Annotated in this window: 19 protein-coding genes and 1 pseudogene; 12 read left to right on the forward strand and 8 right to left on the reverse strand. The window is 66.6% G+C overall.

Annotation, left to right across the window (positions count from 1 at the left end; translation table 11 throughout):
* The first annotated feature begins 8 nt into the window (after positions 1-8).
* The 9 genes from ACFYOW_RS07650 to ACFYOW_RS07690 all read left to right on the forward strand — a co-directional run bounded on the left by ACFYOW_RS07650 (position 9) and on the right by ACFYOW_RS07690 (position 12,262).
* Entirely contained in the window at positions 9-1,298 is a 1,290-nt protein-coding gene (locus ACFYOW_RS07650; protein ID WP_387285485.1) for a glycosyltransferase, read from the forward strand.
* Positions 1,299-1,301: 3 nt separating this feature from the next.
* On the forward strand, positions 1,302-2,549 hold the full coding sequence (locus tag ACFYOW_RS07655) for a glycosyltransferase (RefSeq protein WP_387285487.1): 1,248 nt from the start codon (positions 1,302-1,304) through the stop codon (positions 2,547-2,549).
* A gap of 1,061 nt (positions 2,550-3,610) precedes the next feature.
* Entirely contained in the window at positions 3,611-6,874 is a 3,264-nt protein-coding gene (locus tag ACFYOW_RS07660; RefSeq protein ID WP_387285489.1) for a BTAD domain-containing putative transcriptional regulator, read from the forward strand.
* Positions 6,875-6,947: 73 nt separating this feature from the next.
* Complete coding sequence (locus ACFYOW_RS07665) at positions 6,948-7,385, forward strand: DUF4267 domain-containing protein (protein ID WP_387285491.1); 438 nt, start codon at positions 6,948-6,950, stop codon at positions 7,383-7,385.
* 7 nt (positions 7,386-7,392) lie between these two features.
* Entirely contained in the window at positions 7,393-7,845 is a 453-nt protein-coding gene (locus tag ACFYOW_RS07670; protein ID WP_387285493.1) for a DUF2871 domain-containing protein, read from the forward strand.
* Entirely contained in the window at positions 7,842-9,293 is a 1,452-nt protein-coding gene (locus tag ACFYOW_RS07675) for an amidase family protein (RefSeq protein ID WP_387285495.1), read from the forward strand. The genes ACFYOW_RS07670 and ACFYOW_RS07675 overlap by 4 nt, the downstream gene beginning before the upstream one ends.
* 26 nt (positions 9,294-9,319) lie before the next feature.
* On the forward strand, positions 9,320-10,627 hold the full coding sequence (locus ACFYOW_RS07680; RefSeq protein WP_387285496.1) for an FAD-binding oxidoreductase: 1,308 nt from the start codon (positions 9,320-9,322) through the stop codon (positions 10,625-10,627).
* Positions 10,628-10,845: 218 nt separating this feature from the next.
* Complete coding sequence (locus tag ACFYOW_RS07685) at positions 10,846-11,697, forward strand: alpha/beta fold hydrolase (protein WP_387285498.1); 852 nt, start codon at positions 10,846-10,848, stop codon at positions 11,695-11,697.
* Positions 11,690-12,262 carry a TetR/AcrR family transcriptional regulator gene (locus tag ACFYOW_RS07690; protein WP_387285500.1) on the forward strand — a complete coding sequence of 191 codons (573 nt, stop codon included), beginning with the start codon at positions 11,690-11,692 and terminating at the stop codon, positions 12,260-12,262. Before ACFYOW_RS07685 ends, ACFYOW_RS07690 begins: the two co-directional genes overlap by 8 nt.
* 20 nt (positions 12,263-12,282) lie before the next feature.
* Here ACFYOW_RS07690 and ACFYOW_RS07695 read toward each other — a convergent pair whose 3' ends face one another.
* Positions 12,283-12,414 carry a hypothetical protein gene (locus ACFYOW_RS07695; protein ID WP_387285502.1) on the reverse strand — a complete coding sequence of 44 codons (132 nt, stop codon included), beginning with the start codon at positions 12,412-12,414 and terminating at the stop codon, positions 12,283-12,285.
* 450 nt (positions 12,415-12,864) lie between these two features.
* Here ACFYOW_RS07695 and ACFYOW_RS07700 point away from each other — a divergent pair, with 450 nt between their 5' ends.
* Entirely contained in the window at positions 12,865-13,068 is a 204-nt protein-coding gene (locus tag ACFYOW_RS07700; RefSeq protein ID WP_387285504.1) for a cold-shock protein, read from the forward strand.
* Positions 13,069-13,439: 371 nt separating this feature from the next.
* On the opposite strand, the gene ACFYOW_RS07705 is transcribed toward ACFYOW_RS07700, so the two are convergent.
* From ACFYOW_RS07705 to ACFYOW_RS07715, 3 genes and pseudogenes are all read right to left on the reverse strand, one after another.
* On the reverse strand, positions 13,440-14,642 hold the full coding sequence (locus tag ACFYOW_RS07705; protein WP_387285506.1) for a GlxA family transcriptional regulator: 1,203 nt from the start codon (positions 14,640-14,642) through the stop codon (positions 13,440-13,442).
* Positions 14,593-15,474, reverse strand: coding sequence for an alpha/beta fold hydrolase (locus ACFYOW_RS07710; protein WP_387285508.1), 882 nt, complete (start codon positions 15,472-15,474; stop codon positions 14,593-14,595). Before ACFYOW_RS07710 ends, ACFYOW_RS07705 begins: the two co-directional genes overlap by 50 nt.
* A 261-nt stretch (positions 15,475-15,735) precedes the next feature.
* Positions 15,736-18,728, reverse strand: a pseudogene (locus ACFYOW_RS07715) (LuxR C-terminal-related transcriptional regulator).
* Between the two features lie 474 nt (positions 18,729-19,202).
* On the opposite strand from ACFYOW_RS07715, the gene ACFYOW_RS07720 reads away from it, so the two are divergent.
* Entirely contained in the window at positions 19,203-19,511 is a 309-nt protein-coding gene (locus ACFYOW_RS07720; RefSeq protein ID WP_387285510.1) for a hypothetical protein, read from the forward strand.
* A 153-nt stretch (positions 19,512-19,664) separates the two neighbouring features.
* Here ACFYOW_RS07720 and ACFYOW_RS07725 read toward each other — a convergent pair whose 3' ends face one another.
* From ACFYOW_RS07725 to ACFYOW_RS07735, 3 genes are all read right to left on the reverse strand, one after another.
* Positions 19,665-20,369 (reverse strand): DUF5995 family protein, encoded by a 705-nt coding sequence (locus ACFYOW_RS07725; RefSeq protein ID WP_387285512.1) that lies wholly within the window; start codon positions 20,367-20,369, stop codon positions 19,665-19,667.
* Between the two features lie 207 nt (positions 20,370-20,576).
* Positions 20,577-21,068 carry a hypothetical protein gene (locus ACFYOW_RS07730; RefSeq protein ID WP_387285514.1) on the reverse strand — a complete coding sequence of 164 codons (492 nt, stop codon included), beginning with the start codon at positions 21,066-21,068 and terminating at the stop codon, positions 20,577-20,579.
* 160 nt (positions 21,069-21,228) lie between these two features.
* Entirely contained in the window at positions 21,229-21,660 is a 432-nt protein-coding gene (locus tag ACFYOW_RS07735; RefSeq protein WP_387285516.1) for a hypothetical protein, read from the reverse strand.
* Positions 21,661-22,162: 502 nt separating this feature from the next.
* Here ACFYOW_RS07735 and ACFYOW_RS07740 point away from each other — a divergent pair.
* The gene (locus ACFYOW_RS07740; protein ID WP_063038619.1) at positions 22,163-22,462 is read left to right on the forward strand and encodes a hypothetical protein; all 300 of its coding nucleotides are present in this window, start codon (positions 22,163-22,165) and stop codon (positions 22,460-22,462) included.
* Between the two features lie 426 nt (positions 22,463-22,888).
* Here ACFYOW_RS07740 and ACFYOW_RS07745 read toward each other — a convergent pair whose 3' ends face one another.
* The gene (locus ACFYOW_RS07745; protein ID WP_387285518.1) at positions 22,889-23,137 is read right to left on the reverse strand and encodes a hypothetical protein; all 249 of its coding nucleotides are present in this window, start codon (positions 23,135-23,137) and stop codon (positions 22,889-22,891) included.
* Positions 23,138-23,756 lie beyond the last annotated feature (619 nt).

Raw genomic sequence — 23,756 nt, forward strand, 5'->3', positions numbered from 1 at the left:
AGTCGAGTATGCGAATCGCATTATTGACGGCGGGAACCCGGGGCGATCATCAGCCGTATATCGCCCTGGCCGATGAATTCCGTTCACGTGGACACCATGTCGAGATAACCGCCACCGAGAACTACGCCGATGTGGTGCGGCGCTCGGGCTTCGAGCCGCACGTCATCCCGTTCAACTCCGCGGAGCTGCTGGAATCGCCCGCGGCCAAACGCGGTCTGTCCTCCGGCAATCCGCTGCCGTTCCTGCAGATCATGCTGGACACCGTCAAGATCATGACGGGCGAGCGTGGTGAGCGGATGCACCAGGTGCTCAGCGGCGCATGCGAATCGGCGGATGTGATCGTGTCGTGCGCCTCGACATTGCCTTGGGCGATGGAGCGCGGGGAGAAGACCGGACAGACCGTAATCGGCGGTTTGCCGTATCCGCTCGAGCGCACCGGTGAATTCCCGTCGTCGTTCATGGTCAAGCACATGCTCTCGTCGCGGCGACTGCGGCTGGCCAGCTACTCGGCCTTCGAAATCGCGTACGGCGTGGCGTATCGCAAGATGGATCGTCGGGTGCGCGAAATGATGGAACTGCCTGGTAAACCACGGAATCCGTTCCGTCGCATCCGCGAGGACGGTATTCCGTTGGTGCACATGGTGAGTCCGGTGCTGTTGCCGAAGCCGGGTGACTGGCCGGACCGCTCGACTGTTGTCGGTGCGCCGATTCTGCCTGCGCACCTGCGTGACGCGTGGGGCGAGTCCGCCGTCGATCCGGCACTGACCGACTGGCTCGACGAGGGTGAGCCGCCGATCTACTTCTGTATGACCGGAATGCCGATCCTCGACCCCGTCGGTTCCTGTGATCTGATCGCGGCCGTGTGCCGCAGGCTCGGAGTCCGCGCCCTCGTGACCGTGAAAGGCGAGGGCTACCCCCGCGGTATCGGCTACGACCGAAACCTGTTCGTCCTGGATTCCTTCGACTACGACCGAATCCTGCCGCGGTGCCGCGCGGTCGTCCACCACGGCGGCAGCGGAAATACCCATGACGTGCTGCGGGCCGGACTGCCCGCGGTGGTGATCGGAGTGCACAGCGACCAGTTCTTCTACGGCTGGCGGATATCGGCGCTCGGAATCGGGGCCGACTTCCCGTATCCGTCGCTGACCGAAGATCGGCTGCACGATGCGCTGGTTCGGACGTTGACACCCGAGGCGCGCGACCGTGCCGCGGAACTCGGCCGCCTGGTCGCCGCCGAGAACGGTGTCCGTGCCGCGGTGGACGCGGTGGAACAGCTGACCGTCACGACATCGGCCTGAGCCGTGGCCGATTCCGTGCACGTCGCGATCTTCACCGACTTCCACCCCGCCACCCTGGGCGGCGTCCAGACCGCGATGCGGTCGCTGTGCGACGGCCTGCGCCAGCTTGGCCATCGCGTCACCGTATTCTGTGCTCCCACACCGAATTCCGTGACGCACGATGCCGATACGGTCCTGCTCCGATCCGCGCCGTTCTCGATGTCGAACGGGCTGCCGATGGTCCTTCCGACCCGAGCCAATCAACAACTGATCGACGCCGCGTTCACCGAGCGCGGCCCGATCGATATCGTGCACACGCTGACCACCTACGGCTGCGGGATCGCGGGCGTACGCGCCGCACGCAGGCACGGGATCCCGATCGTCCAAACCATGCAGAGCCGTGATGACGCGATGATCGAAAAGTATTCGCCGTCACCGTATCTGGCCGCCTTGACCATGCGGCTGTTGCACGGCTGGTTCGTGCCGCTACGTCGGCAACGGGCATACGACGGTGACGGCCGGATCGCGCGACTGGCGTGGCGTCCGCTGATCGCGCAGGCCCAGGCGGCCGATCGGGTGATCGTGCCGACCCAGCACTTCGCCCGCCGCTTGGCCGCCCGCCGCGTGGACCGGCCGATTCACGTGGTGTCCAACGGGATCGATGACGCGCTGCTCGACCGTATCCACGGCGCAGGCGGCTCGGCGACGAACCCGGACGCACCGCTGCGTGCCCTGTGGTGCGGTCGCCTGTCGCCGGAGAAACGTCCGCTCGAAGCGATCGAGGTGGCGCGCCTGGTCGACGAATGCACGCTGGACATCTACGGCAGCGGCCCGCTCACCGGTCGGGCTCGCTCGGCGATCGCCGAGGCGGATCTGAGCCACCGCGTCCACCTGCACGGCGAGGTCGATCAGGCCGATTGCCTGACCGCCATGCGCAACCACGACATCCTCCTGCTCACCTCGGACTGCGATACCCAGGGCATGGTGCTGCTGGAAGCGGTGGCAATGGATCTGCCGATCCTCTACTGCGACCCCGAACTCTCCGAAACCGTGCCCGACGAAGGCGGCGTCCGCGCCCCCGATCCATCGGTGGAATCGCTCGCCGCCATGCTGCGGGCCCTCGCGCGGGACCGAACGCGCCTGCACATGATGCGCAAGGCACTCGCCGCGCACGCCGACGAACCGCGCCAATCGAGGCACATTACCGGCATCCTGTCGGTCTATGCTGACGCGCTCTCCGCACCGCACATGCCCTCCGGCGACCGGACCTGAGAGGTGTTACGAGCGGCGCCGCCGCCAGGCTCGGCCCGGTTCTTCGCCCGGCATCTCCGCCGGGTCGGTACATCACCGGCCTGATGTGACAGGAATCGGCGACCGGCTTCGAACCAGCCGCCGATATCGTCCACGATCATACCGCCAAGAAGGCGAGTGCCGCGCCGCAGCGCCGCCGCGCGAACAGCCTCACCACACGGCTGGATCCTGCACGTCTTCGCCGCCGAAATACATGCAGAACCGGATCTGCTCTGGCTGGTTTTTGCGCGGTGCTGGTGTCCTCGACGCCAGGTTGACCAGTGCAGTCGGTGGGCGAGGTCACGGACCGGTGCGATGAGCACGGGCCTGCCGGTGCACTCGGCCCACTCGAGAGCCTCACTACCTGCCGAACTCGGCTCCGGGAGCGCGTAGCCGTCATCAGTAGCCGTGATCAGCCCTGCGGCGGTGAGTTCACCCGGCATTGATCGCGGAGCCACATGTCCCCCCACCGGGCGTCGGTGTCGCCGAGGTGGGCGAGCACGAATCCCGGCAAGCCGCACGCCGACAAGGCATGTGCGGCAGTGGTTTTGGCGAAGTTTCGATGACGGTGGTGCCGGTGATGCGAGCGCTTCCCGCATAACAAAGCGAGGAATCACGCGGCAACCGCCGCTACACCACTCCGCTGGACTTGACTCGGCGGCGTGAATCGATTCCCTCAGGTCCCAAGCGAGTTCGAGCTGACCAGGCGTTTCCAGTTGCCCATGTTTTGCGTGTCCTGCCGAGGGCACCACACAGAACTGTGACCCGCTGACCAGCGGGTACGCAGTGCCCCGCTGAGAGTAATTACACGAATTGCCCTGTAAACGCCTGGAAGGAGTCGGAAATGGCCCGGTGGGATATCACCTCTGACGATGTAGGTCGTTCAACTACGGCCGACACCGACCCAGTCCTCGCGACCGTCGGCCTTCGTCGGCCGTCGCCCGCGGCGATTCGATAGCCGCAATGCGGCGAGGTCCCCCGATTCGCCCGGGTTGACGAGAGGGCCGGGCGCCACGCAGGATCGACCGTGAGATGGACGATTCATGCTGGTAAGGCTATTGGGTCCGGTAATGGTGGAGGCCGCGGACGGGACGAAGGCGTCAGTCGGGGGGCCGCGGGTGCGGGCATTGCTGGGGTTGCTGGCGCTCGAAGCCGGGCGAATAGTGCCGGCGGCGCGACTGGTGGACGGGGTGTGGGGGGAGGACCCGCCGGCTGGGACCGGGAATGCGTTGCAGACCTTGGCGAGTCGGTTGCGCGCGGCGGCACCGGGGGCGGTTCGGAATGACGGGGGCGGGTATGTGCTCGAACTGGCGCCCGAGGACGTCGATGTGCATCGGTTCACGCGTGAGGTCGAGGCGGGGCGGGCATTGCTCGCGGCCGGCGAGGCCGAACGAGCCATCGCGTGCTTCGATGCCGCGCTCGCGTTGTGGCGTGGGGAGCCGTTGAGCGATGCGGGGGAATCGGAGGAATTGCGCGCCGCGGCACTGCGATTGACCGAACAGCGGCTCGATGCAGTCGAACTGCGAGCGGACGCCTTTCGAGCCCTGGGCCGAGGCGGCGAGGTATTGCGTGAGCTCCGCACGGAAGCAGCGGCACATCCGTTCCGGGAGACGCTGGCCGCACGACTGGTGCGGGCGCTGGCGGCAGCGGGACGAACATCCGAGGCGATACAACAGTTTCAACGAACCGAGACCCTGTTGCTGGACGAGCTCGGCACGACACCCGCCGAGGTGCTGCGCTCGGCCCTGGCCGAAATTCACACGAACGCACCCCGTAATCCCGCAGTCAACGAACCTGCCATCGAGACGACGCCCGGATCGGGTCGAACGGGAGTTACGGCAGCATCCCGGACCAGCGAGACATCAAAGGTGTCCGCGCCGCTGCTGCCCAGGCGGTTCACCAGCTTCGTCGGACGCGGACGCGATGTGGACGGAGTGCGACGGGCGCTGCGCGAGGCCCGACTGGTGACACTGTCAGGTACCGGGGGCGTGGGGAAGACACGGCTGGCCGCCGAGACGGTCGGGGCGCACGCCAAGGACTGGGCGGACGGTTACGCTTTCGTCGAACTCGCCGCACTCGAGCGGGAACGGGCCGACCGACCGGCCGTGACCGCGGTCGGAGTGGCGATAGCGAACGCGCTCGCTCAGTTCGAGCGACCCGACGAACTGTCCACGGAGTGGGCCGATGTACTGGAGCGGACGCTGTCCGGCCGCCGAATGCTGTTGGTACTCGACAACTGCGAGCATGTCGTGGAGGCGACCGCGCGCCTGATCGACGATCTGTTGCAGCGGCTGCCCCTGCTACGGGTGCTCACCACGAGCCGGGAGGCGATCGGCGTGGACGGCGAGCGACTGTATCCGGTCCGCACCTTGGACCTGCCCGACGCCGACGCGGGTTTCCGGGCGGTCACCGCATCGCCCGCGGTCCGGCTGTTCATCGACCGCGCCACCGCGGCACTCCCGAATTTCGCGCTGTCCGAGAGCAATTCCGCGGATATCCGCGCCATCGTGCACAGCCTGGACGGCATGCCGCTGGCCATCGAACTGGCCGCCGCCCGCCTGCGGAGCCTGCCGCTGCCGGACCTCAGCGCGCGGCTCACCGATCGCTTCCGGCTGCTCACCAACAGCACTCGCCACGCGGTCCCGCGCCATCGCACCTTGCACGCGGCCGTAGCCTGGAGCTGGGGACTGCTCACGGATGCGGAAGCCGCAGCAGCCCGGCGTTTTTCGATTTTCGCGGGCGGCGCGACCTTGGACGCCATCACCCAGGTGTGCGGTCCGGACGCCATCGACACGGTCACCTCACTGGTGACCAAGTCGTTGGTGGACTTCGATGGACAGCGCTATCGAATGGCCGAGACCATCCGAGCCTATGCGACCGCGGAATTGACCGCAGTCGGCGAGGCGGACGAGGTCTCCCGCATCCACGCCGACTGCTTCCTGGAATTCACCGATGCCGCGGCCCACGGATTACGCACTGCCGCACAACCCGATTGGCTCGTGCGGCTGATCGCCGAACACGGCAATTGCGAAACCGCGCTGCGGTGGGCGCTGGACGCGGGCGACGGTGAGCGTGCGGTTCGCCTGTACGCGAATCTCGTCTGGTATTGGCTGCTGCGCGGGTTGCACGGCGACATCTCCGAACGCCGCCGCGAGGTCCTCGCCCTGCTCGGCGACACACCGCCGCCGGGGTGCACCGGGGCCTATCTGGCCTGCCGGTACGGCGAGGAGCTGCCCGCGTACTTCACCAACATCTGGTGGGGCCAGATCCGGGATAACACAGGGCAATTCGAGCGGCTGACCCGTGCGGCCCTCACCGAGGATCGGCCCCCGCACCCGATGTTCGTGCTCATACTGGCGCTGCGTGACCTGCTCGGCGACGACGACAGCCTGTTGACCGCGTGCACCACCTCCGACGATCCGTGGCTACGCGGAAATGCGCTGATAGCACGGGGTTTCGATGAACTGGGCGGCGACCACCCGGCCCACGCCCTGCCTACTTTGGAGGCGGCGCTGACCTGCCTGAGCGCGCACGGTGACGCCCGGTCACACAGCCGCGCCCTGATCTCCCTGGCCAGCTACCGGACCCGGATGCTCGGCCTGGACAGCGCCCGCCCGCTGATCGCGAGCGCGCTGGAACTGCTCAGCGCCGACCTTGGCGCCGGTGAGCGCATGGGCGTGCTGCTCTTCGCGGCGGAAATGCACCTGGTCGGCGGCGATACCGACGGCGCGGCAACCTATCTCGACCGGGCCGAGGCCCTGATCACCCCGCACATCATCCCCTCGCCCGGCCGCTTTCTGGCGGCGACGCAGGCGCACCTGGCCCACCTGCGCGGCGAGAACGACCGCGCGATGGAACTGTTCCGGCGGATGTCCGAGCAGCCGCTCCCCGCCGCCCCGCCACCCGCAGGACGCCACGACACCGTCCGCTTCGTGAACCTGGTCTTCGTGAGCACCGCGCACGCGGCGGCCCTGGTCGCGGCGGGGCAGCCGGACGACGCGCTGCAAGAGCTGGCCATGCCCCGCGATCTGGCCGCTCAGACCTCGGCGGCGCTGCTGGCCGAGGTCGGTATCGGCTATGCCCTGGTTGATCTGGCGAAGGGCGCCCCGGAACGCGCGGCCCGCATTCTCGGCGCCACCGACCGGATCAACCGGAGGGCCGGGGTGGTGCGCATCGGCCCGTTCCGGCGGCGGGCGCTCGACCAGGCGGAAGCGGCGCTCGGTCCCGTGCGCCTCGGCGCGGAATTCCTTGCGGGCGCCCGGCTTCCGGACGAGGCGGTGCTCGAACTGCTGCGTACCGTTCGCTGACAACGACTGTCAGCGAACGGTACGGGCAGCACTGGATGCTCGGGACACGTATCCCACCGATCCAGGAGTGTTCATGTCCGTTCCCCCGAACACGGAATCAGTTGTTTCTGTGCGTGGTTCCCGCCGGCTCGGCGAACGTCTCGGTACGGCTGGCGCCGTACTGGGAGCCGGGTTCATCATCTCCGTCGGCGGCGGTTATCTGCTTGCCCCGCGGCGAATGGCCCCGGGCTTCGGCTTCACCGACTGGCCGCACCGCGAGGCCGACGGCTTCCTGAACGTCAAAGGCGTCCGCGATGTGGTCACCGGTCTGATCATGCTGGTCCTGCTCGCGGCCGGGCAGCGCCGCGCCTTGGGCGCCACCCTGCTCACCATCGCCCTCATCCCGACCGGCGACATGCTCACCATCCTGGTGCGCCGCGGCTCCACCGCCACTGCGCTGAGTGTGCACGGCCTCACCGCCGCCCTGGTAGCCGCAACCGGCGCGCTGCTGCTGCGCCGTGAAAACCGTTGAGCAACAGATGAAGACGCTGGTCAACACCGCTCACATCTACATGATCATCGGCCTGATCTCCGGGTTCTACTACCGCGAGATCACCAAGGCCGAACATTTCACCGGGCAGACGGAGCTCGGTGTCGTGCACACCCACGTGCTGGCGCTGGGCATGCTGTTCTTCCTCATCGTGCTGCCCCTGGAGAAGCAGTTCACGCTCAGCGCCCGGAAGAGCCTGTACGCCTGGTTCTTCTGGCTGTACAACATCGGCCTGGTCATCACCGTCGCGGTTATGACGCTGCACGGCACCCTCACCGTGCTGGGCAGCAGCAGCAATGAGGCGATCGCGCTCTGCGCGGGTCTGGGACACATCCTGCTGACCACCGGGCTGATCGTCTTCTTCATCACCCTCGGCAAATCCGTCGGCGACAGCCGAACACCGCGCACCGCAGCGGTATTCGCCGACCAGGAGGCGTCATGACGACCGGCCGGGACGGCGCGCTGTGGACGCGGGACGCGGTCTCGCTCGCGGCGCTTATCGCCGAGGGCGAGATCACCGCGGCCCAGGTCGTCGAGGCGCATCTCGAGCGCATCGCACAGGTCGATTCCGAAATCGGCGCGCTCACCGCGGTATTCGCCGAGATCGCGCGCGCCGAGGCGGCCGCGGCCGACCGCCGGGCGCCGACCGGGCCGCTGCACGGGGTTCCGGTCACCGTCAAGAACAATCTCGATGTCGCCGGCAGCCCGACCACCTGGGGCGTGGCGGCCTTCGGACAGGCCCTCGCGACAGCGGACGCACCCGCGGTGTCCGCACTGCGGCGAGCCGGGGCGATCGTCATCGGGCGAACGAACATGCCGGACTTCGCCACTCGCTGGCACACCGACAACGACGAGGCGGGCCCGACGGTGAATCCGTGGAACCCGACTCGCAGTCCGGGCGGTTCCAGCGGCGGTGACGCCGCCGCGGTAGCGGCGGGCATGACCCCCCTCGGCCTGGGCACCGACTTCGGCGGTTCACTGCGGATACCCGCCGCGTTCTGCGGAGTCGCCTCCCTGCGCACCACGCCCGGCCGGGTGGCGGTGGCCTCGAGCCTGCCCGGGGCCGCACCCGCACCGACGAACCAATTGTTCGCGGCGCCAGGGCCGTTGGCGCGCACCGTGCGCGATCTGGCGACCGCCTTCGAGGTCCTCGGCGACAGCGCCGACCCGCGCGATCCCGGGTGGATTCCGGTGCGTGACGCGACCGATGCCGCCCCGCCCGCGGTCGCCGTCATGCTCGGTGGCGATATCGATCCGCAGGTGCGGGCCGCGCTGCTCGGCTGCGCCGACGCCCTCGAACGCGCGGGATATCCGGTGGCCGAACTGGATCCGCCGCACTTGGGCGAGGTGGCGGCGGACTACGGCCGATTGGTGTCCACCGAGGTGGTGGTCCAGCGCCGCGAAGCCATGCGGCGAGTCGGCAGCGCCGGACTGAACACCTTCGTGAACGCGGCGATCGACCTGTTCCCACCCCTGGATCTGGCGGGCTACATGACCGCGCTGGGTGAGCGCCTCACCCGCCGCGCGGCCTGGTCGCGCTTCCTCGCGGAGCATCCGATCGTGCTCGGCCCGGTCTCGGACGAACTGCCCTGGCCGGTCGGCTACGACCTCGGCGGCACCGCACAGGTCGCGACCATGTACGCGGCGCAACGCCTCACGATCGCGGCCAACTACCTGGCCCTGCCCGCGGTCACGGTCCCCGCGGGCGTCTCGGCCGAGGGTCTTCCCATCGGGGTCCAGTTGATCACCGCCCCATTCGCCGAGCGGCGCGCGCTGATTGCCGCCGCCCATATCGAGGCGGTCTTTCCGATGCCCACACCCATCTCACCGGCAACCGACCCGGCCACCCGGGGCCTGGCTCCGTCCAGTGGCTCGGGCACGGCGCGATGAACATTCTTGTAGCGAGAGGAATTCACATGTCACACAACACATTGCGATCCGCCGTGCGCGGACGGGTACTGCTGCCAGGTGACGAAGAGTTCGATACGGCACGGACGCCGTGGAATCTGAATATCGACCAGCCGGTCGCGGCCGTCGTGCACGTCGAAGACGCGGAGGATATGGCCGCCGTGGTCGGCTACGCGCGTGACGCGGGCCTGTCGGTGACCGCTCAGCCCAACGGCCACGGTGCTTCCGGTGATACCGCCGGCACCATCCTGGTGCGCACGCGCCGACTCGATCGGGTCGAGGTGGATCCGGCGCGGCGACGTGCCCGCGTCGGTGCGGGAACCAATTGGGGCCAGGTGCAGGCGGCGGCCGCTCCACACGGCTTGACCGGGCTGGCCGGAAGCTCCCCGGTGGTCAGCGTTGTCGGCTACACCCTCGGTGGCGGCTTGTCGTGGTTCGGCCGCAAATACGGTTGGGCGGCCGACAGCGTCCGGGCTTTCGACATCGTCGATGCCGACGGTCATCAGGCCCGGGTCACCGCGGAATCCGACCCGGAGCTGTTCTGGGCACTGCGTGGCGGCGGCGGGGATTTCGCAATGGTGACGGCAGTGGAGTTCGATCTGTTCGCGGCTCCGGCCCTGTTCGGGGGCCTGATCGCCTGGCCGACCGAGCAGACCGAGGCCGTCCGGGCTGCCTTCCAGGACATCGCCGATCACGCACCGGCCGAGCTCACGGTCTGGCTCAATCGGCTGGAGCTGCCACAGGCACCCCCGATGATCGCGATCGCCGCGGCTTACCTGGGCGAACCGGCACGTGGGCGGGAACTGCTGCAACGGCTGGACACGATCGACGGCATCCTCGCGGACACGCGCCGGGAATTGTCCCCGGCCGATTTGGGCGCCATCGTCAACGAGCCCACCGCCCCAGGCCCCGGACTGCTGCGAACCGAGCTGCTGACCGCATTGGACGAGACCGCCGCCGAGATTCTGCTGCACGCGCCGATCGATCCGCTGATGGGCATCCAGATCCGGCAGCTGGGAGGTGCGCTCGCCGAGCCCACCCGAGGCGCGGTTCCGCCGTTCGCGGAGCCCTACGCGCTGTGTCTGCAGGCGACCGGCTCGGACCTCGACACGGTTGCCGCGGTGCACGCCACTCAGAAGCGCCTCATCGCCGATCTGGGCGCGCGGGTCAGCGGCCGCAAACCGTATACCGTCCTGTCCGCCGGCGACAGTGTCGCAGAGGTTTTCGACACCGGCACCTTGGACCGGCTGCGAAAGCTCAAGCAGGCCCGCGACCCACACGGCGTATTCCGCGCCAACTTCCCGATTCCCCACTGAACCTTCAGTTTCGAGCCCGAGGTCAGGCACCTCCGCACAGCGCTGCCCCGCCGATCGTGATCGGCGGGGCAGCGCTGTGCCTGCGATCAGCTATCGCAACCCCGGCGAGGCCGAATCCTGTTGCTGGCATTTCAGCGGTCACACGTGTTGACACCCGAGGCTAAGTAGATTAGCTTTTGAGCTATCAGCATTAGCTTCAAGCTCTCCGGGAGTTCGATATGACCGAGTACCTGACCATCGACGGTGGACAGATCGCCTACGACGTGACCGGCGACGGCCCGCTGGTGGTGCTGTCGCACGGCATCGGCGACCGGCGGCAGGCCTACCGGCTGCTTGCGCCGAAGCTGGTCGCCGCCGGCTACCGGGTCGCGGCGGCGGACCTGCGTGGACATGGGGAGTCCAGCATGAACTGGAAGTCGCACGACGGCAGCGACGCCATCTCGCGCACCGACGTCGCCGGCGACCTGCTCGCCCTGATCCGCCACCTCGGCGGTCCCGCGGTCATCATCGGCCACTCCATCTCCGGCGGCGCCGCCACCATCGCCGCCGCGCAGGAGCCCGAACTCGTCAACGGTATTATCGAACTCAACCCGTTCACCAAGACCCAGTCCTTCGCCGCGGGAGCGATGTTCACGGTTTCGCGTTACCGCAAGGGAATGACGCGGCTGATGGGCGCCATGATCTTCAAGAGCCTCGGGCTGTGGATGAGCTACCTGAACGTCGCCTACCCGATCAAGCCTGCCGACTACGACCAGTACATGGCCGAGCTGTCGGCGAAGCTGCGCGAACCCGGTCGGTTCGCGGAGTTCCTGAAGACCGGCAAGTCCACACCGGCCGATGCCGAAGCGCAGCTGCCCAACATCAGCAGCCCCGCCCTGATCATCATGGGCACCGAGGACCCCGACTTCCCGGACCCGAAGGCCGAAGGAGCCGCCGTCGTGGCGCTCATGCCCGCGGGCCTGGGCACCGTCGAGCTGTCGGAAGGCTCCGGACACTACCCGCATGCGGATTCGCCCGACCGGGTGGCCGAACTTGCGCTGAAGTTCCTCGCGGAGCGGGCGCGTGCCTAGGGTCGGACTGACCAAAGCCGACGTCGTCCGTGCGGGTGCGCAGCTCGCCGACGACGTCGGCTACGGCAATCTAGCGATGGGGCCGCTGGCCGAAAAGCTCGGCGTCCGAACACCTTCCCTCTATAAGCACGTCGCCAACCTGGCCGACCTGCAGCACGGCATCGCCGCGCTGGCCATGACCGAACTCGACAGCGCGATTCGCGACGGGATGCACGGTCTGTCCGGCCGACAGGCATTGGCGGCCTTCGCGCGCGCGTTCCGGGCGTATGTGGTCGCGCACCCCGGCCGGTACGCCGCCACCATCGGGGCCGAGTTCACCGGCCCCGACGATCCGCTGCTGAAATCCAGTACCCGCGTGCTCGATTCGATGGTCGCGGTGCTGCGCGGTTACGAGATTCCCGACGACGAGATGGATCACGCGCTGCGCACGCTGCGCAGCACGTTCCACGGTTTCGCGTCCCTGCAAGCGTCGCGCGGTTTCCAGTGGACCGGCGACCCGGAAGTCAGCTTCGACTGGATGATCCGCTTCATCGACCGTGGACTGCGTACGGGCCGCGAATCGTAACCGTGGATCAGAGTCCCAGTTCACTGGATCCGACCATCGATCCGATGGTCGGTGATCTCGCCGGGAAGACCAGCCGCCTGCGCGCCGCGGGTCCGCTCACGCGGATCGACCTGCTGGGCGCGCCCCGCCTGGACCGTCACCCCAGCACGCACTGGACAGACAGTTGCTCACTGACCCCAGGCTGGTCAAGCACATCAACGCCTGGTCGCTGTGGAAATTCGGGGTGGTGACTCGACAGTGGCCCTTGATCGCCCTGGTCAATACGGACCGTTCGATGTTCACCGTGGACCGTGCCGAGCATCGGTGCCGATCAGCGCGCCGATCCCGGCGTTGTACTGCTTGCGCGCCAAAGTGTCTGCTTCGTCGACGAATTGCGTGTGCGACTGGGCGCTCGACCACCGGCGGTCTGCGCGCTCGGATCGGCAGTGGCGTCAGATCAGTCACCCGACAGGACACGGCAGTCAGTGTTCGTACCTGGCGCTGAGGGTCGGTTGGATCACATTTTGCGTTCCTGCCGTATATCCATGAGATGGTTATCCGGTGAGATCAGGCTTATCGACGTGATCCGCTTGGCTCATCTACAGAAAAGAATGAATTAAGCAATGACTCAAGGCAGTGTGAAGTGGTTCAACGCCGAAAAGGGCTTCGGTTTTATCGCGCAGGACGGTGGCGGCCCTGACGTCTTCGTGCACTACTCCGCCGTATCCGGCTCGGGATTCAAGTCCCTCGAAGAAGGACAGCGCGTGGAGTTCGAGGTCGGACAAGGACAGAAGGGCCCGCAGGCCCAGGACGTCAGCGTTATCTGATCGACGCAGCTCGGAACAGCCCCGCACCCTCAGGGTGCGGGGCTGTTGCGTGTTCCGGGGCCATGAACCGGGGCCGCCGCCGCTGACCGTTCATCGGAGAAATGGCTTGATTCCAGCCGTACTCGAGCGCAACGGTTCCTCGGGGCGCCACTTGATCGACGATCGGCCACCGCTTCGCGGAGCGACGTCGATAATTGTCATTCCAGCAACCTGCAAGCTCGCAAACCGGCTGCGGCGCAGCCGAACCCAACCGGGCTGACCGCTGGGTTCCGCAACCGATTGCAATCCGTGGTATACGCAGCTGCCGGTCCTGACGGGTGGGGCAAGCAGGCGACAATGGCCGATCTGATCACCGAGCAGATGCCGAAGGATCAGCTGTTGTGCATCGGGCTCACGGGGTGGTCTTCGGCGGCGCTTGCGCCGGTGGCGAAGTGCTGGCGGTAGCGCTCGGGGGTGGTGGAGAGTCGGCGGGTGAAGACCCGGTGGAGGGTTTCGCCGTGGCGGTAGCCGACCGCGCGGGCGATGGCGGTGATGGTGAGTTCGGTGGATTCCAGGAGGCGGCGGGCCGCGTCGATCCGGAGGTCTTCTACGAATGCGGCAGGGGTGGTTCCGGTTTCGACGCGGAAGGCGCGGGCGAAATGCCGTTCGCTCATGCCGGCGCGCTGGGCCAGAGCGGAGACTGCCAGGTCGTCGTCGAGGTGCTCGGGGAGCCACTGTTGGACGGCGCGGATGGCAGGGGTACGGGCGGGCTGGGTGCGCAGTTGGGCGCTGAATTGGGCTTGGCCGCCGGAGCGGCGGGTGAAGACGACGAAGGCGCGGGCGATCTGCTGGGCCATTTCGCGGCCGTGATCGTACTCGACCAGGGCCAGGGCGAGGTCGATCCCGGCCGCGACGCCCGCGGAGGTCCAGCGGTTACGATCGTGGACGTAGATGCGGTCGGGCTCGACGATGACGCGAGGGTAGGTGCGGGCCAGTCGATCGGTCGTACCCCAGTGGGTGGTGGCTCGGTAGCCGTCGAGCAGGCCGGCGGCGGCGAGCAGCAGCGCGCCGGAGCACACCGAGGTCACTCGGCGGGATTTGCGGGCCAGGGCGGGTAATTCGCGGACCACCTCCGCGGACACCGGCCCGGAGATCCAGCCGCCGACGACCATCAGGGTGTCGATCTCGTCAGCGGAGGTGGCCAGGTCATGCAGCGAGTGTTCGACCGCGATGGTCAGACCGCCGTCGGCCTTGATCGACCGGCCCTTCGGCGAGGCCGTCACGAGCCGGTACAGCGTCTTCGCGGTGATCGCGTTGACGAACCCGAAAACATCCATCGGCCCGGCCAATTCGACCAACTGCATGCCCTCGTAGGCGACGAAAACGATGGTGCGCGGCGCGGGCATTCCCCCATCATCGCAGTCGGGACAGGTGGCCGCCACGATCAGGTGGTGACCGTGACGGCCGCCGGGCTCCCACATCGCCGCCCGCAGCGAGGAATCGCCGCATGGAATGGCGATCGGGAGGCCCGTCCGAGCGTCCCCATCAGCGAGCGCGCGCGGCCCCGGCGCTCCTGCCGCGCACCGTGTGCTCATCGAGGAACGGGATGATCACTGCGGCAACACGATCCGCGAACTGAGCGTGCGGATAGTGTCCACCGCCCTCGACCATCACCACCCTGCCCGAACCGTCCGGCATGGCGGCCACGATCGCGTTCGCCTCGGCCTCGGGATCCGCGAAATCCGGGTCCGCCGAACCCATGACCACCAGCGCCGGGCAGCGGACGTCCGCCAACCGGGCGTGCGCGTCCGCGGGCGTGGTCTCTGCGGTCTTCATGAACTCCGCCCAGCGGCCGGGCTGCCGCAGGATGTCCTCGAGGTCGGCCATATAGCGGTCGTAGTCGGCAGGCTTGGTCGGATAGGCGATGTCCAGATACCGCCGCCACCAGGGCAGCGACTTCATCATCGTGGTGAGGGTGAGACGCACCCCGCCGCGGCGGTATCTGCGGCTGGTGAGCAGGGCACCGACATGCACGCGCTGAGTGAGGGTGAAGGGGTCGATCTCGACGATCGCGGTCACCAACTCCGGAGCCTGCGCCGCGGCGATCGTTGCCGAGCCGCCCGACAGCGAGTGCCCGACGATCACCGCCGGGCCGCCGAAGTGCCGGATGACGCCCAGCAGGTCCTCCGCTACATCGGTGCGGCTGATGGCGGCTTTTCCGGTCACCGACGGCCAGTCGAGGCTCGATTCGCCGTGCCCACGCATGTCCACGTTGACCACCCGGTAGCCCGCGTCGGCCAGAGGGCCGACGAGGTGGCGGAAGTCTTGCCGCACGGTGCCCATGCCGTGCGACAGCACCACGAGCGGTCCGTCGCCGACCACATCGCAGGCAAGCTGTCCGTATTCGAGCGTCACATACTCGGTCATTGTCGTTTCCTTCCAGCGGAATCATCCGGTGGCCGCGACTGCGACCTGCTGGAATTGAACGCCGGGAGACCGGCGCGGCCGACACCGAAGGCCGGAAGGGTCAGTCGGACGGCCGATTTCGTCAGATCCTGACCAGTGTCGCCGCGGAAACGACAGTCGCTGACCGCGGTTTCGACCGCGCCTTCTCCGCTCGCGGAGCACTCAACACCACGACCGTTTCCTGCCAGCGCCGGTGGATTGCCGAGCCCAGCCTTGACGTCATCAGTGTTCTTCGGTTTGGTCCGCTGTCCAAGCCGCGATCTGAGCGCGGGAGTTGAATCCGAGCTTGGTCAGGATATGTTCGACATGACCTTCGGCAGTGCGTTGCGCGATCACCAGCTCGGCAGCGATTTGCTTGTTGGTGAGTCCTTGGGCGATGAGGGCGGCGACCTGCCGCTCGCGTTTGGTCAATTTCGCGGAGGTGTCCGACACGGAGGCCGCATCGGCGGGTTGTTCCCCGAGCGCATAGGCGATAGCGGCATCCATACTCATCTCCCGGCCTTGCCGAAAGGCACCATCGAATCTGCGAGTGCCGAGGGTTTGACGTGTTGTCCGCTCGCATTCCTCATGAAAGCGCGACATGCTTCGCAGGACGGCCCGCACACTGCTGCCCACCAGCCATTTTCCCTGGGCTGCCCCCATCAGCACGGCCGCGCGCTCGGTATCGCCCTGGTCGGCGGTAGTCCAGGCCAGCGCCTCGAGGCTGAATGCGGTGAACACCGGACTATTCGGCCGTCGGTTGATTCGCAATGCCGCCTCGAGCAACCTTTGGGCGCGGTCCCGTTCGCCTTGCAGCCACGCGGAAACGCCCAAGCCGCGCAACGCGGCAGAGCGATAGAGCAATTCACCTTGCGCTTCGGTGATGGTAAGTACTCGGCGGTAATGCTCGGTCGCCTGGACCATGTGGCCGCGCAGTTCGTAAGACCAGGCGAGGATGGTCAGAGCACTGACGTAGAGCTCGTCGGTCTGGTTCGAGCCGAGCAGGTCGACAGCTCGTTCAAGGGAGGAGGATGCGTCGGCCGCTGCGCCGCTGGCGAGTGCGGTGATGCCGGTAGCGTATGCGAGCTGTCCCTGGATGGCGGGGGTAGCTGCCTGCTGGGCGAGCAATCGCCCCTCCTCCAGAAGGGCGGCGGTGGCTGGGAAATCCCCCTGTGGCGCGGCAACCTCGCAGGCAGCGCGTAGCGCACCGATGCGGTCGGGTATCGATTGCGCGCCGGGGTGGGCGAGTACGCGATCGAGCCAGATTCGGCCTTCCCCGTACATTCCGCGAAGGATCCAGAATTCGTGCAGCGCGGCGGCGATTCGCAGCCCGGCCGCAGCCGCCTCGTCGGTGTCCTCGGAAAGGCAGGATTCGAGCGCGTCGCGCAGGTTGGGGAGTTCGCGCTCGAGGCGGGCAATCCAGTAGGGCTGCCGGTCACTGATCCACCCGGCCTGGGCGTCCAGCGCCAATTGCTGGTACCAGTCGCGGTGCCGTCGGCGCAGCTCCTCGTCTTCGCCGGACTCTCGCAGCTTTTGCCGACCGTAGTCACGCATTGTCTCGAGCATTCGGAATCGGACGATGGTGTCGGATTCCTCCCGGATCAGAATCGACTTGTCCACGAGGGCGGACAGCACATCGAGCGAGCTGTCCGGTGCCAGGCCGACACCGCATACCTGTTCCACGGCGTCGAGTTCGCAACTCATGGCGAACACCGACAACCAGGCCCACAGCCGCTGCTCGGCCGGGGCACACAACTCATAGCCCCAGTCGACACACCATCGCAGGGTCTGCTGCCGGGTCGGCGCGGTACGACTGCCACGCGTGAGCAGCGCGTACCGATCATCGAGGCGTTGCAGAAGCTGCTCGGAGGACATCGCACGCATCCGAGCCGCCGCCAGTTCGATCGCCAGCGGCAACCCATCCAGCCGAGCGCAAATCCGGGTCACGGTAGCCTTGTTGTGCTCGTCGAGTTCGAAGCCCGGCACGGCTGCCGCGGCGCGATCGGCGAACAGCGTCACCGCGTCGAAACGGGGCAGCCTAGTCAGCGTCGGCTCCCGGTCCTGATCCGGGACCGTCAACGGCGCCACCCGCAGCACCGCCTCCCCCGCGATATTCAACGCTTCCCGGCTGGTGGCGAGAATCCGCAGGTCCGGGCACGTCCGCAGCAACGCCTCGGCCAACTTCGCCACGGCTTCCACCATGTGCTCACAGTTGTCCAGAACGAGCAAGATTTCCCGCGCGCCCAGAAACTTGACCAGAACATCGCGCAAAGGACCGGGCGCCGCGTCCCGCAAGCCCAGGGTAGCCGCCACGACGTCGACCAGCAGCGTGGCATCGGAGACCTCGGCCAGTTCGACCAACCACACCCCGTCGGCGAAATCCCGCCGCGCTTGCGATGCGGCCCGCAGCGCGAGCCGCGTCTTGCCGACACCCCCGACTCCGGTGAAGGTGATCAGCCGGGACGTGGACAGCAGATTTTTTACCGCCGACAACTCGGTGCGTCGGCCGACAAAACTGGTCAGCTCGAACGGCAGATTGCCACCACTGTCCTCGGCGCCCGCTGCCGGCGGGCGTCGTCCCTCCAGCGTTGGCTCCCGGTGCCGATGCTCGATAATCGATTCCGACTGCCGGCCCGCCTCACCAACCGACAAACCGTGGCGCCGCTGCACCTGTCGATTGCTCTCGCTCAGGCCCGCCGTAGAAGGGCGTTCGTCAGGGTCGCGGCTCATCGCAGTCTCCACACCACCGACACATCGTCGGGGATACCACTGTCCCGGAGGTCCGGCATCGGTTGGGCGGTGATCCGCAGAAACTGTGTCACCACATTCTCACCCTTACCACGCTGGAACGCGGCATGGCCGGTCAGCGCGCAGAACAGGGTCGCGCCGAGCCCGTACACATCCGCGGCCGCCGCCGGCGCATCCCCGTTCAGCACCTCCGGGGCACTGAATGCCGGTGATTCGGTGACAATGCCTGCAGCCGTTTGGAATCCACCAGCGATGTGGGCCATCCCGAAATCGGCCAAAGCAGGCTCGCCGTCGTCGGTGCGCATGATGTTTCCCGGTTTCACACTGGCGATGGCACCGGGCTCCGGCGCGATCTGACAGCAGCGATACACCACCCCGAAACCGCCGCGGCCGATCTCCATCGCATCCTCGAAACCGGCCGCAGCCAACTCCGCCATGATGGTCGTTGCCACCTCATGGTGTGTGCGAAGCGGATCGTCGTGAGTCATCGGCCGAGTACGATCCCACCGACATGTCTTCGGTCACCGGGCACCATGCGCTTACCTTTCGCCAATACTCAGCGTATCGCCGACAAAGGCAAGGCCGGGGTCGTGGTGTAAATCCCTGGACGCCATGACGTGCCCGGTCTCCATGGCACACACCACGGACTTCGTCCATTTGCGGCCGAACACCGACGAGATCCCGATGTACTCAATTACCGGAGGAGCAGCGTCGGCAATCGCGATAATTGTTCAGAATCAAGTCCACGAACGAATCGAAATGATTACCGGAACAGCGGAACTGAAATGCGATACGCCCTGCGGACATTCGAGACAGACCCTCTCGCGGCATCTCACGGCACCGGTGACATTGTTCTTGCCGACGTCTCGACGACGGTGGCGCTTCGGTCACGGCTGAGGCCCGACAGCAGTATGATTCGTCGGTCCGAGAAAGCTTCTGAAGACGACCCGAGGAGGCCAATAATGGCTGTCGTCGTAGAGTTGCATTTCAAGACCGACGACTTGTCCGCAGCCAAGCAGTCTCTTGATTCCAACCGGGATCTGTTGCAGGAGATCACCCAGGATGCGAAAAACATGGGCGGACTCCACCATCGATTCCTGGAGGGCGACGGAGAGATCATCGTCATCGATGAATGGGAGAGCGAAGAATCGTTTCGCAAGTTCTTCGACAACAACCCCAAGATCGCCCGGGTAATCCAAGCGGCGGGGATCCCCGGACCGCCGACGAGTATGAATTTCTTCCAGCCGGTGCCGACGGCCGGCACGTTCTGAGCAGACGACCAGGACGGTGGGGATCGTCAGCTGAGGATGCGGTGGAGCCCGGTGGGGCTCCACCGCAATCCGTGCTACGGCCGGCTGCTCTTCCTGCGAAACGTCAACCGAGCCAGCCGGTTTCGAACCGGCTGACAAGGAACAAGCTGAGGTCTACTTCGGCGGCCGGACTACGGGTGTGAGGAGCAGCCGTCCCGTGGCGCCGACGCCTTCTTCGAGTCCGCGCTCGGTCATACGGCGGAGCATGCTGTTGTTGCGTTGCATCCAGAGCGACTGCGTCGTGGCCCAGGCGGCGTCCCTGGCGTGGGCGATGCTGAAGCTGCACAGGATGTGCTTCAGTGTCTCGGCGTCCTTGGTGGTCAGCCGGAGCAACTGGGGCTCGTATTCCGCGCGAACCTCGGCCTCGATCCTGGCCAGCAGCTCATTGACCTTCAGATAGTCGGCGTGCACCGGTTTGGTGTCGGGTGTGGTGGACCGCTCCTTGCAGGTCATCACAACTGCCATCGGCAAATCGTGATTGATGTGGGCATTCATGCCCGCCAACGCGAACTGGAGTGGCCACACGGTGCGGTTGGATCGGGAATCGAAGACCGGCTGCCAGACCGGATTCGGCCACTTGCCGTCCTTGTCGGCGTCGACCGCATCGAAATACAGTTGCGCGAACACCACATCGAGGCGTTCGACGAATTCGGGATCGGCGAAGAATCCCGCAGTGATCTGTTGACCGACCAATTCGGTGACGCGCAAATACATGTTGTTGAAGCACGCGACGCCGTCGCGCGGATCGAGCTGGTCCTTGATGTCGTGCATTCGCCGGATGACCTCGGCGACGGGACCGGGAATTTGAACCGTTGTCACGATCTCCTCCTCTGCAGTCCTCGGCACGGCGGAGTTGCTGCCGGCACGTTGAATAGGTCCTGGAGGGTTGATCCGCCCCTCGCTTGTAGTTTGCTGAGATTTGTTGGCTTCCACCGGCTTCTCGCTGGGCCTGACCGAACCCTTCCACCTACCACGGTATCGCTGGGCGAACGACCATGAGCAGCAACGGATTACTTCGGACAAACATCATGAAATCGCTTCGCGACGGTCGGTACCGACGTCGGTGATCTTCCAGCCCGCACTCTTGTTCACGGTGACCTTGTAGGCCACCGGGGTCATCCCGCCTCCTGGCGTCTGAACGTTGGTGGAGCTGACGGTGAGGTAGACGTTCACCAGGTAGACGCCGGCCTTGTTCGACATGACCATCGCGGCATCGGGAGTAGCGGTCGAGGTCGAGCGCAGCGGGGTGACGAGATCACGCATCTTCGGTGCGGTGGTGCCGAATTTCGCGGCCAGGTCGGCGGTGGTGTTCGCCTCGAGTCTGCCGATCCAGGCATTGAAATCCTGGCAGTCGGTGGTCGACGCGCCCGCGGCATAGTCGATGGCGACCTGTTCTGCCTGGCGCTGTTCGGCGTCGCGGTCGGCGAGGTTGCCGCGCGCGACGGCCCACAGCGTGCCGAAGGCGACTGTGGCCGTGAGCAGCAGCGCACCGGCCGCGGCGACGAGCACGGTCGACACCGGCACCCGCACGGTTCGCTGTGCGGTGGAGGGTTTCGTGGTGCGAATGCCGGTCCGGCCCAGTCGCTGTCGGCGTCGACCCGCTGCGGTTCCTCGAGCAGGGTGCGCACTTCGCCCGATCGCGACAGCAGCAGCGCGGCCAGCAGCCCGGTGGACCGGCTCAATTCGGGAGTCGACGGCGCGAGACGACCTCGCGACTCATCCGCGAATTGTTCTCCTCCGGCTGCGGCGACAGCGAAGTCGCCAGGGCCGCACAGGAATCCGCAATCGCTATCCCGGTGTGCCTGGCCATCGCGCCGGTGGGGTTCCCGCTGAGCAGCGCCGTGGTCAGCGTGTGCACCGCGGCATACTGATCGTTGCCGCCTGCGCGCAGCTCCCGAGGGTAGGCAATCGTGATGATGGTGGTCAGGGTGTCGAGCACGTCGATGAGCACGAACACCGCCGAACTCGCGCCGTCGAAGTCTCGTGCGGAATTAGCGTCGCTGACGAGTCGGTGCCCGATACGCGAGCCTTCGAAGATCGCGTGCAGGACACTGTCGAGCGGGATCCCTTCCCGCGCCCATCCCGCAGCGGCCTTCTCCAAGCGGGCCATGCCTGCAGGGATCGGTCTCCTTGCGGCCGTCGAGCAGCATGCTCGCCGATTCCAGGCAGATCGCGACCACGGCGAGATGGGTTCCGGCTGCCTCGGTCGACAGCATCTTGCACGGTGCCACCTTCTCGGCGAACGATTCGACGCTCGGACAGCACCCGCACATCGCGCAGCGGCGCGGAAATCGGTTGCCCACCGGCCGTCACCATCGATCGCGGTTGGTTCGAAACCACCATGACCCAGAATCCCTCCGACATTACTTCTCGGTAAGAAAACTCAGAAGTAAGTTGACTTGAGAGTAAGTTTAGATTTCGTGTGTAGGCCGTGAGATCGGTTGCGACGCTCGGAAAAGTAGTTTGCGCGAGCCAGATCGTGGTTAAAGCTAGGAGGATGCCGGTGCCGAGGACGCCACCGGCTCATGATCCGGGCTGGAGACTAGCCCGCGGGAAATGCAGTCCGCCACTTACCTCGGTCGACTGCCGCGACAGCGGAAGGAACCAGACACATGCTGATGCTCACCCCCAATGCCATCGAGGCAGTTCGCACCATCACCTCCGCAGACGGCACGCCGACGGATGCCGGGCTGCGGATCTCCACGACGGATGGCGCAGAGACGATGTCGCTCGCGATCGCCGCGGGTCCGGCCGAGCAGGACCAGGTGCTGACCGCGGAAGGGTCGCGGATCTTCCTGGACGAGCAAGCCGCCGCCTTCCTGGACGACAAGATCCTCGATACCGAACTGGACCCGAACGGCCAGGGCACCTTCGTCCTCGCCCAGCAGGACCAAAGCACGACCGGCCGGTAGTCCGGCTCGGGGGAATCAGAACCGGCTAATTCTGCGGCAAGCCCCAGCAGGGGTAGTCGCGGCCGGCATCAACGAGGCCGACGCTCTGCGGCGTGCGGCAGATGACGTGCGGTTTGTGGCGATAATCCACAACCAGATGCAGCGTCGCAGCCTTCTCACCGGTGAACGTCTGATGGCATTGGGAACAATGGCACACATTGTGCGCACTCAAAGGCCACCAGCAGCGACATCCGCGGCATTTCACCGTCTCCGCCGATCTCGTCTTCATGATCACTCACCCACTCGCGCAACCCGGATGCTTTCCGCCATCATCCTCGGCCGTACCCGCAGGATAGACCGTCGCAGCGCTCAGGCATCAATGCGTGTCGACGGCCGACCGAGATTTCGCTGGGCCACCACCCTGAGGGCAGTCCATACCGTGCTCCATCAGCTCTCGTAACCGATTGCGGCACTGCGTACTTGGTTGACGTAGACGGTGGAGTGGTTGTAATCCAGGACGGCTTGCCGCCAGCCATGGGCGGTGGCCAGGTCAGCGCCGGTCGCGCACAGGTAGCGGCCCGCGGCCAGCGCCGCATCGTCGATGTTGTCGGGGCTACCCGAAAGATCGCTGGTGGCCGCAGGTTTGCCGGTCTCCAAGGTTTTGGCGAGGGCGTTGTAGTCTGTGCCGGCGCGCACACCCAGCGTTTCCACGTGTCAGGGATGAACTGAAACGGTCCCATCGCGCGCGCATACACCGTGCGCCCGGCTCCGGCCGTGGCGTTGGGTTCGACGATCAGGGCATTGCCGCCGGTCCCGTTCAGGACGATGCCGCGGATCGGTGGCCGCACCAGACCGTCGGCGGCGATGGCGGCACCGCCGAATCGGGCGTGATCGCTTTCCGCACGGGGCGATCCCAGCCAGGGTGACCCAGCCGAGATGGCACGTCGGCTGCGCCTTCGCCATGGCCACCGTCGCGATTCCGTAAGCCCGCAACGCTCGCACCGGGATCCCGTATTTTCCGGCCCGCACTCGAGCCCAGTCACGGAGTTGGTCGAGCGGGTGATCGACCGCATCGAGCCGAATCGCCGGTACCGGCTCCCCCGCACGGGGCGGCAACGGATCGGATGCGCCACCGCATCCCGCGAGGATTGCGGCTACCGCTGCCACGAGCAGCGCCGTGGGCGCTGTCATCACCCCCGAGCGCGCGGGCCGGGCGGATAAGAATTCGTCATCGTCCCTCGAAATTCACTGTCGCAGTGGGTCTTCCAATGCGGGTCGCTTGCTATTCGGTGCGCAGGGGTGGCGTCGTCTTCGG

Source organism: Nocardia sp. NPDC006982, from assembly GCF_042869435.1.
In the GTDB taxonomy this organism is placed as follows: domain Bacteria; phylum Actinomycetota; class Actinomycetes; order Mycobacteriales; family Mycobacteriaceae; genus Nocardia.

What these genes read in the sequence shown, in the direction of transcription:
- ACFYOW_RS07650 (WP_387285485.1), top strand. Translation starts at nt 9, where the DNA reads ATGCGAATCGCATTATTGACGGCGGGAACCCGGGGCGATCATCAGCCG.
- ACFYOW_RS07660 (WP_387285489.1), top strand. Translation starts at nt 3,611, where the DNA reads ATGCTGGTAAGGCTATTGGGTCCGGTAATGGTGGAGGCCGCGGACGGG.
- ACFYOW_RS07665 (WP_387285491.1), top strand. Translation starts at nt 6,948, where the DNA reads ATGTCCGTTCCCCCGAACACGGAATCAGTTGTTTCTGTGCGTGGTTCC.
- ACFYOW_RS07670 (WP_387285493.1), top strand. Translation starts at nt 7,393, where the DNA reads ATGAAGACGCTGGTCAACACCGCTCACATCTACATGATCATCGGCCTG.
- ACFYOW_RS07675 (WP_387285495.1), top strand. Translation starts at nt 7,842, where the DNA reads ATGACGACCGGCCGGGACGGCGCGCTGTGGACGCGGGACGCGGTCTCG.
- ACFYOW_RS07680 (WP_387285496.1), top strand. Translation starts at nt 9,320, where the DNA reads ATGTCACACAACACATTGCGATCCGCCGTGCGCGGACGGGTACTGCTG.
- ACFYOW_RS07685 (WP_387285498.1), top strand. Translation starts at nt 10,846, where the DNA reads ATGACCGAGTACCTGACCATCGACGGTGGACAGATCGCCTACGACGTG.
- ACFYOW_RS07700 (WP_387285504.1), top strand. Translation starts at nt 12,865, where the DNA reads ATGACTCAAGGCAGTGTGAAGTGGTTCAACGCCGAAAAGGGCTTCGGT.
- ACFYOW_RS07705 (WP_387285506.1), bottom strand. Translation starts at nt 14,642, where the DNA reads ATGAGCACACGGTGCGCGGCAGGAGCGCCGGGGCCGCGCGCGCTCGCT.
- ACFYOW_RS07710 (WP_387285508.1), bottom strand. Translation starts at nt 15,474, where the DNA reads ATGACCGAGTATGTGACGCTCGAATACGGACAGCTTGCCTGCGATGTG.
- ACFYOW_RS07720 (WP_387285510.1), top strand. Translation starts at nt 19,203, where the DNA reads ATGGCTGTCGTCGTAGAGTTGCATTTCAAGACCGACGACTTGTCCGCA.
- ACFYOW_RS07735 (WP_387285516.1), bottom strand. Translation starts at nt 21,660, where the DNA reads ATGGCCCGCTTGGAGAAGGCCGCTGCGGGATGGGCGCGGGAAGGGATC.
- ACFYOW_RS07740 (WP_063038619.1), top strand. Translation starts at nt 22,163, where the DNA reads ATGCTGATGCTCACCCCCAATGCCATCGAGGCAGTTCGCACCATCACC.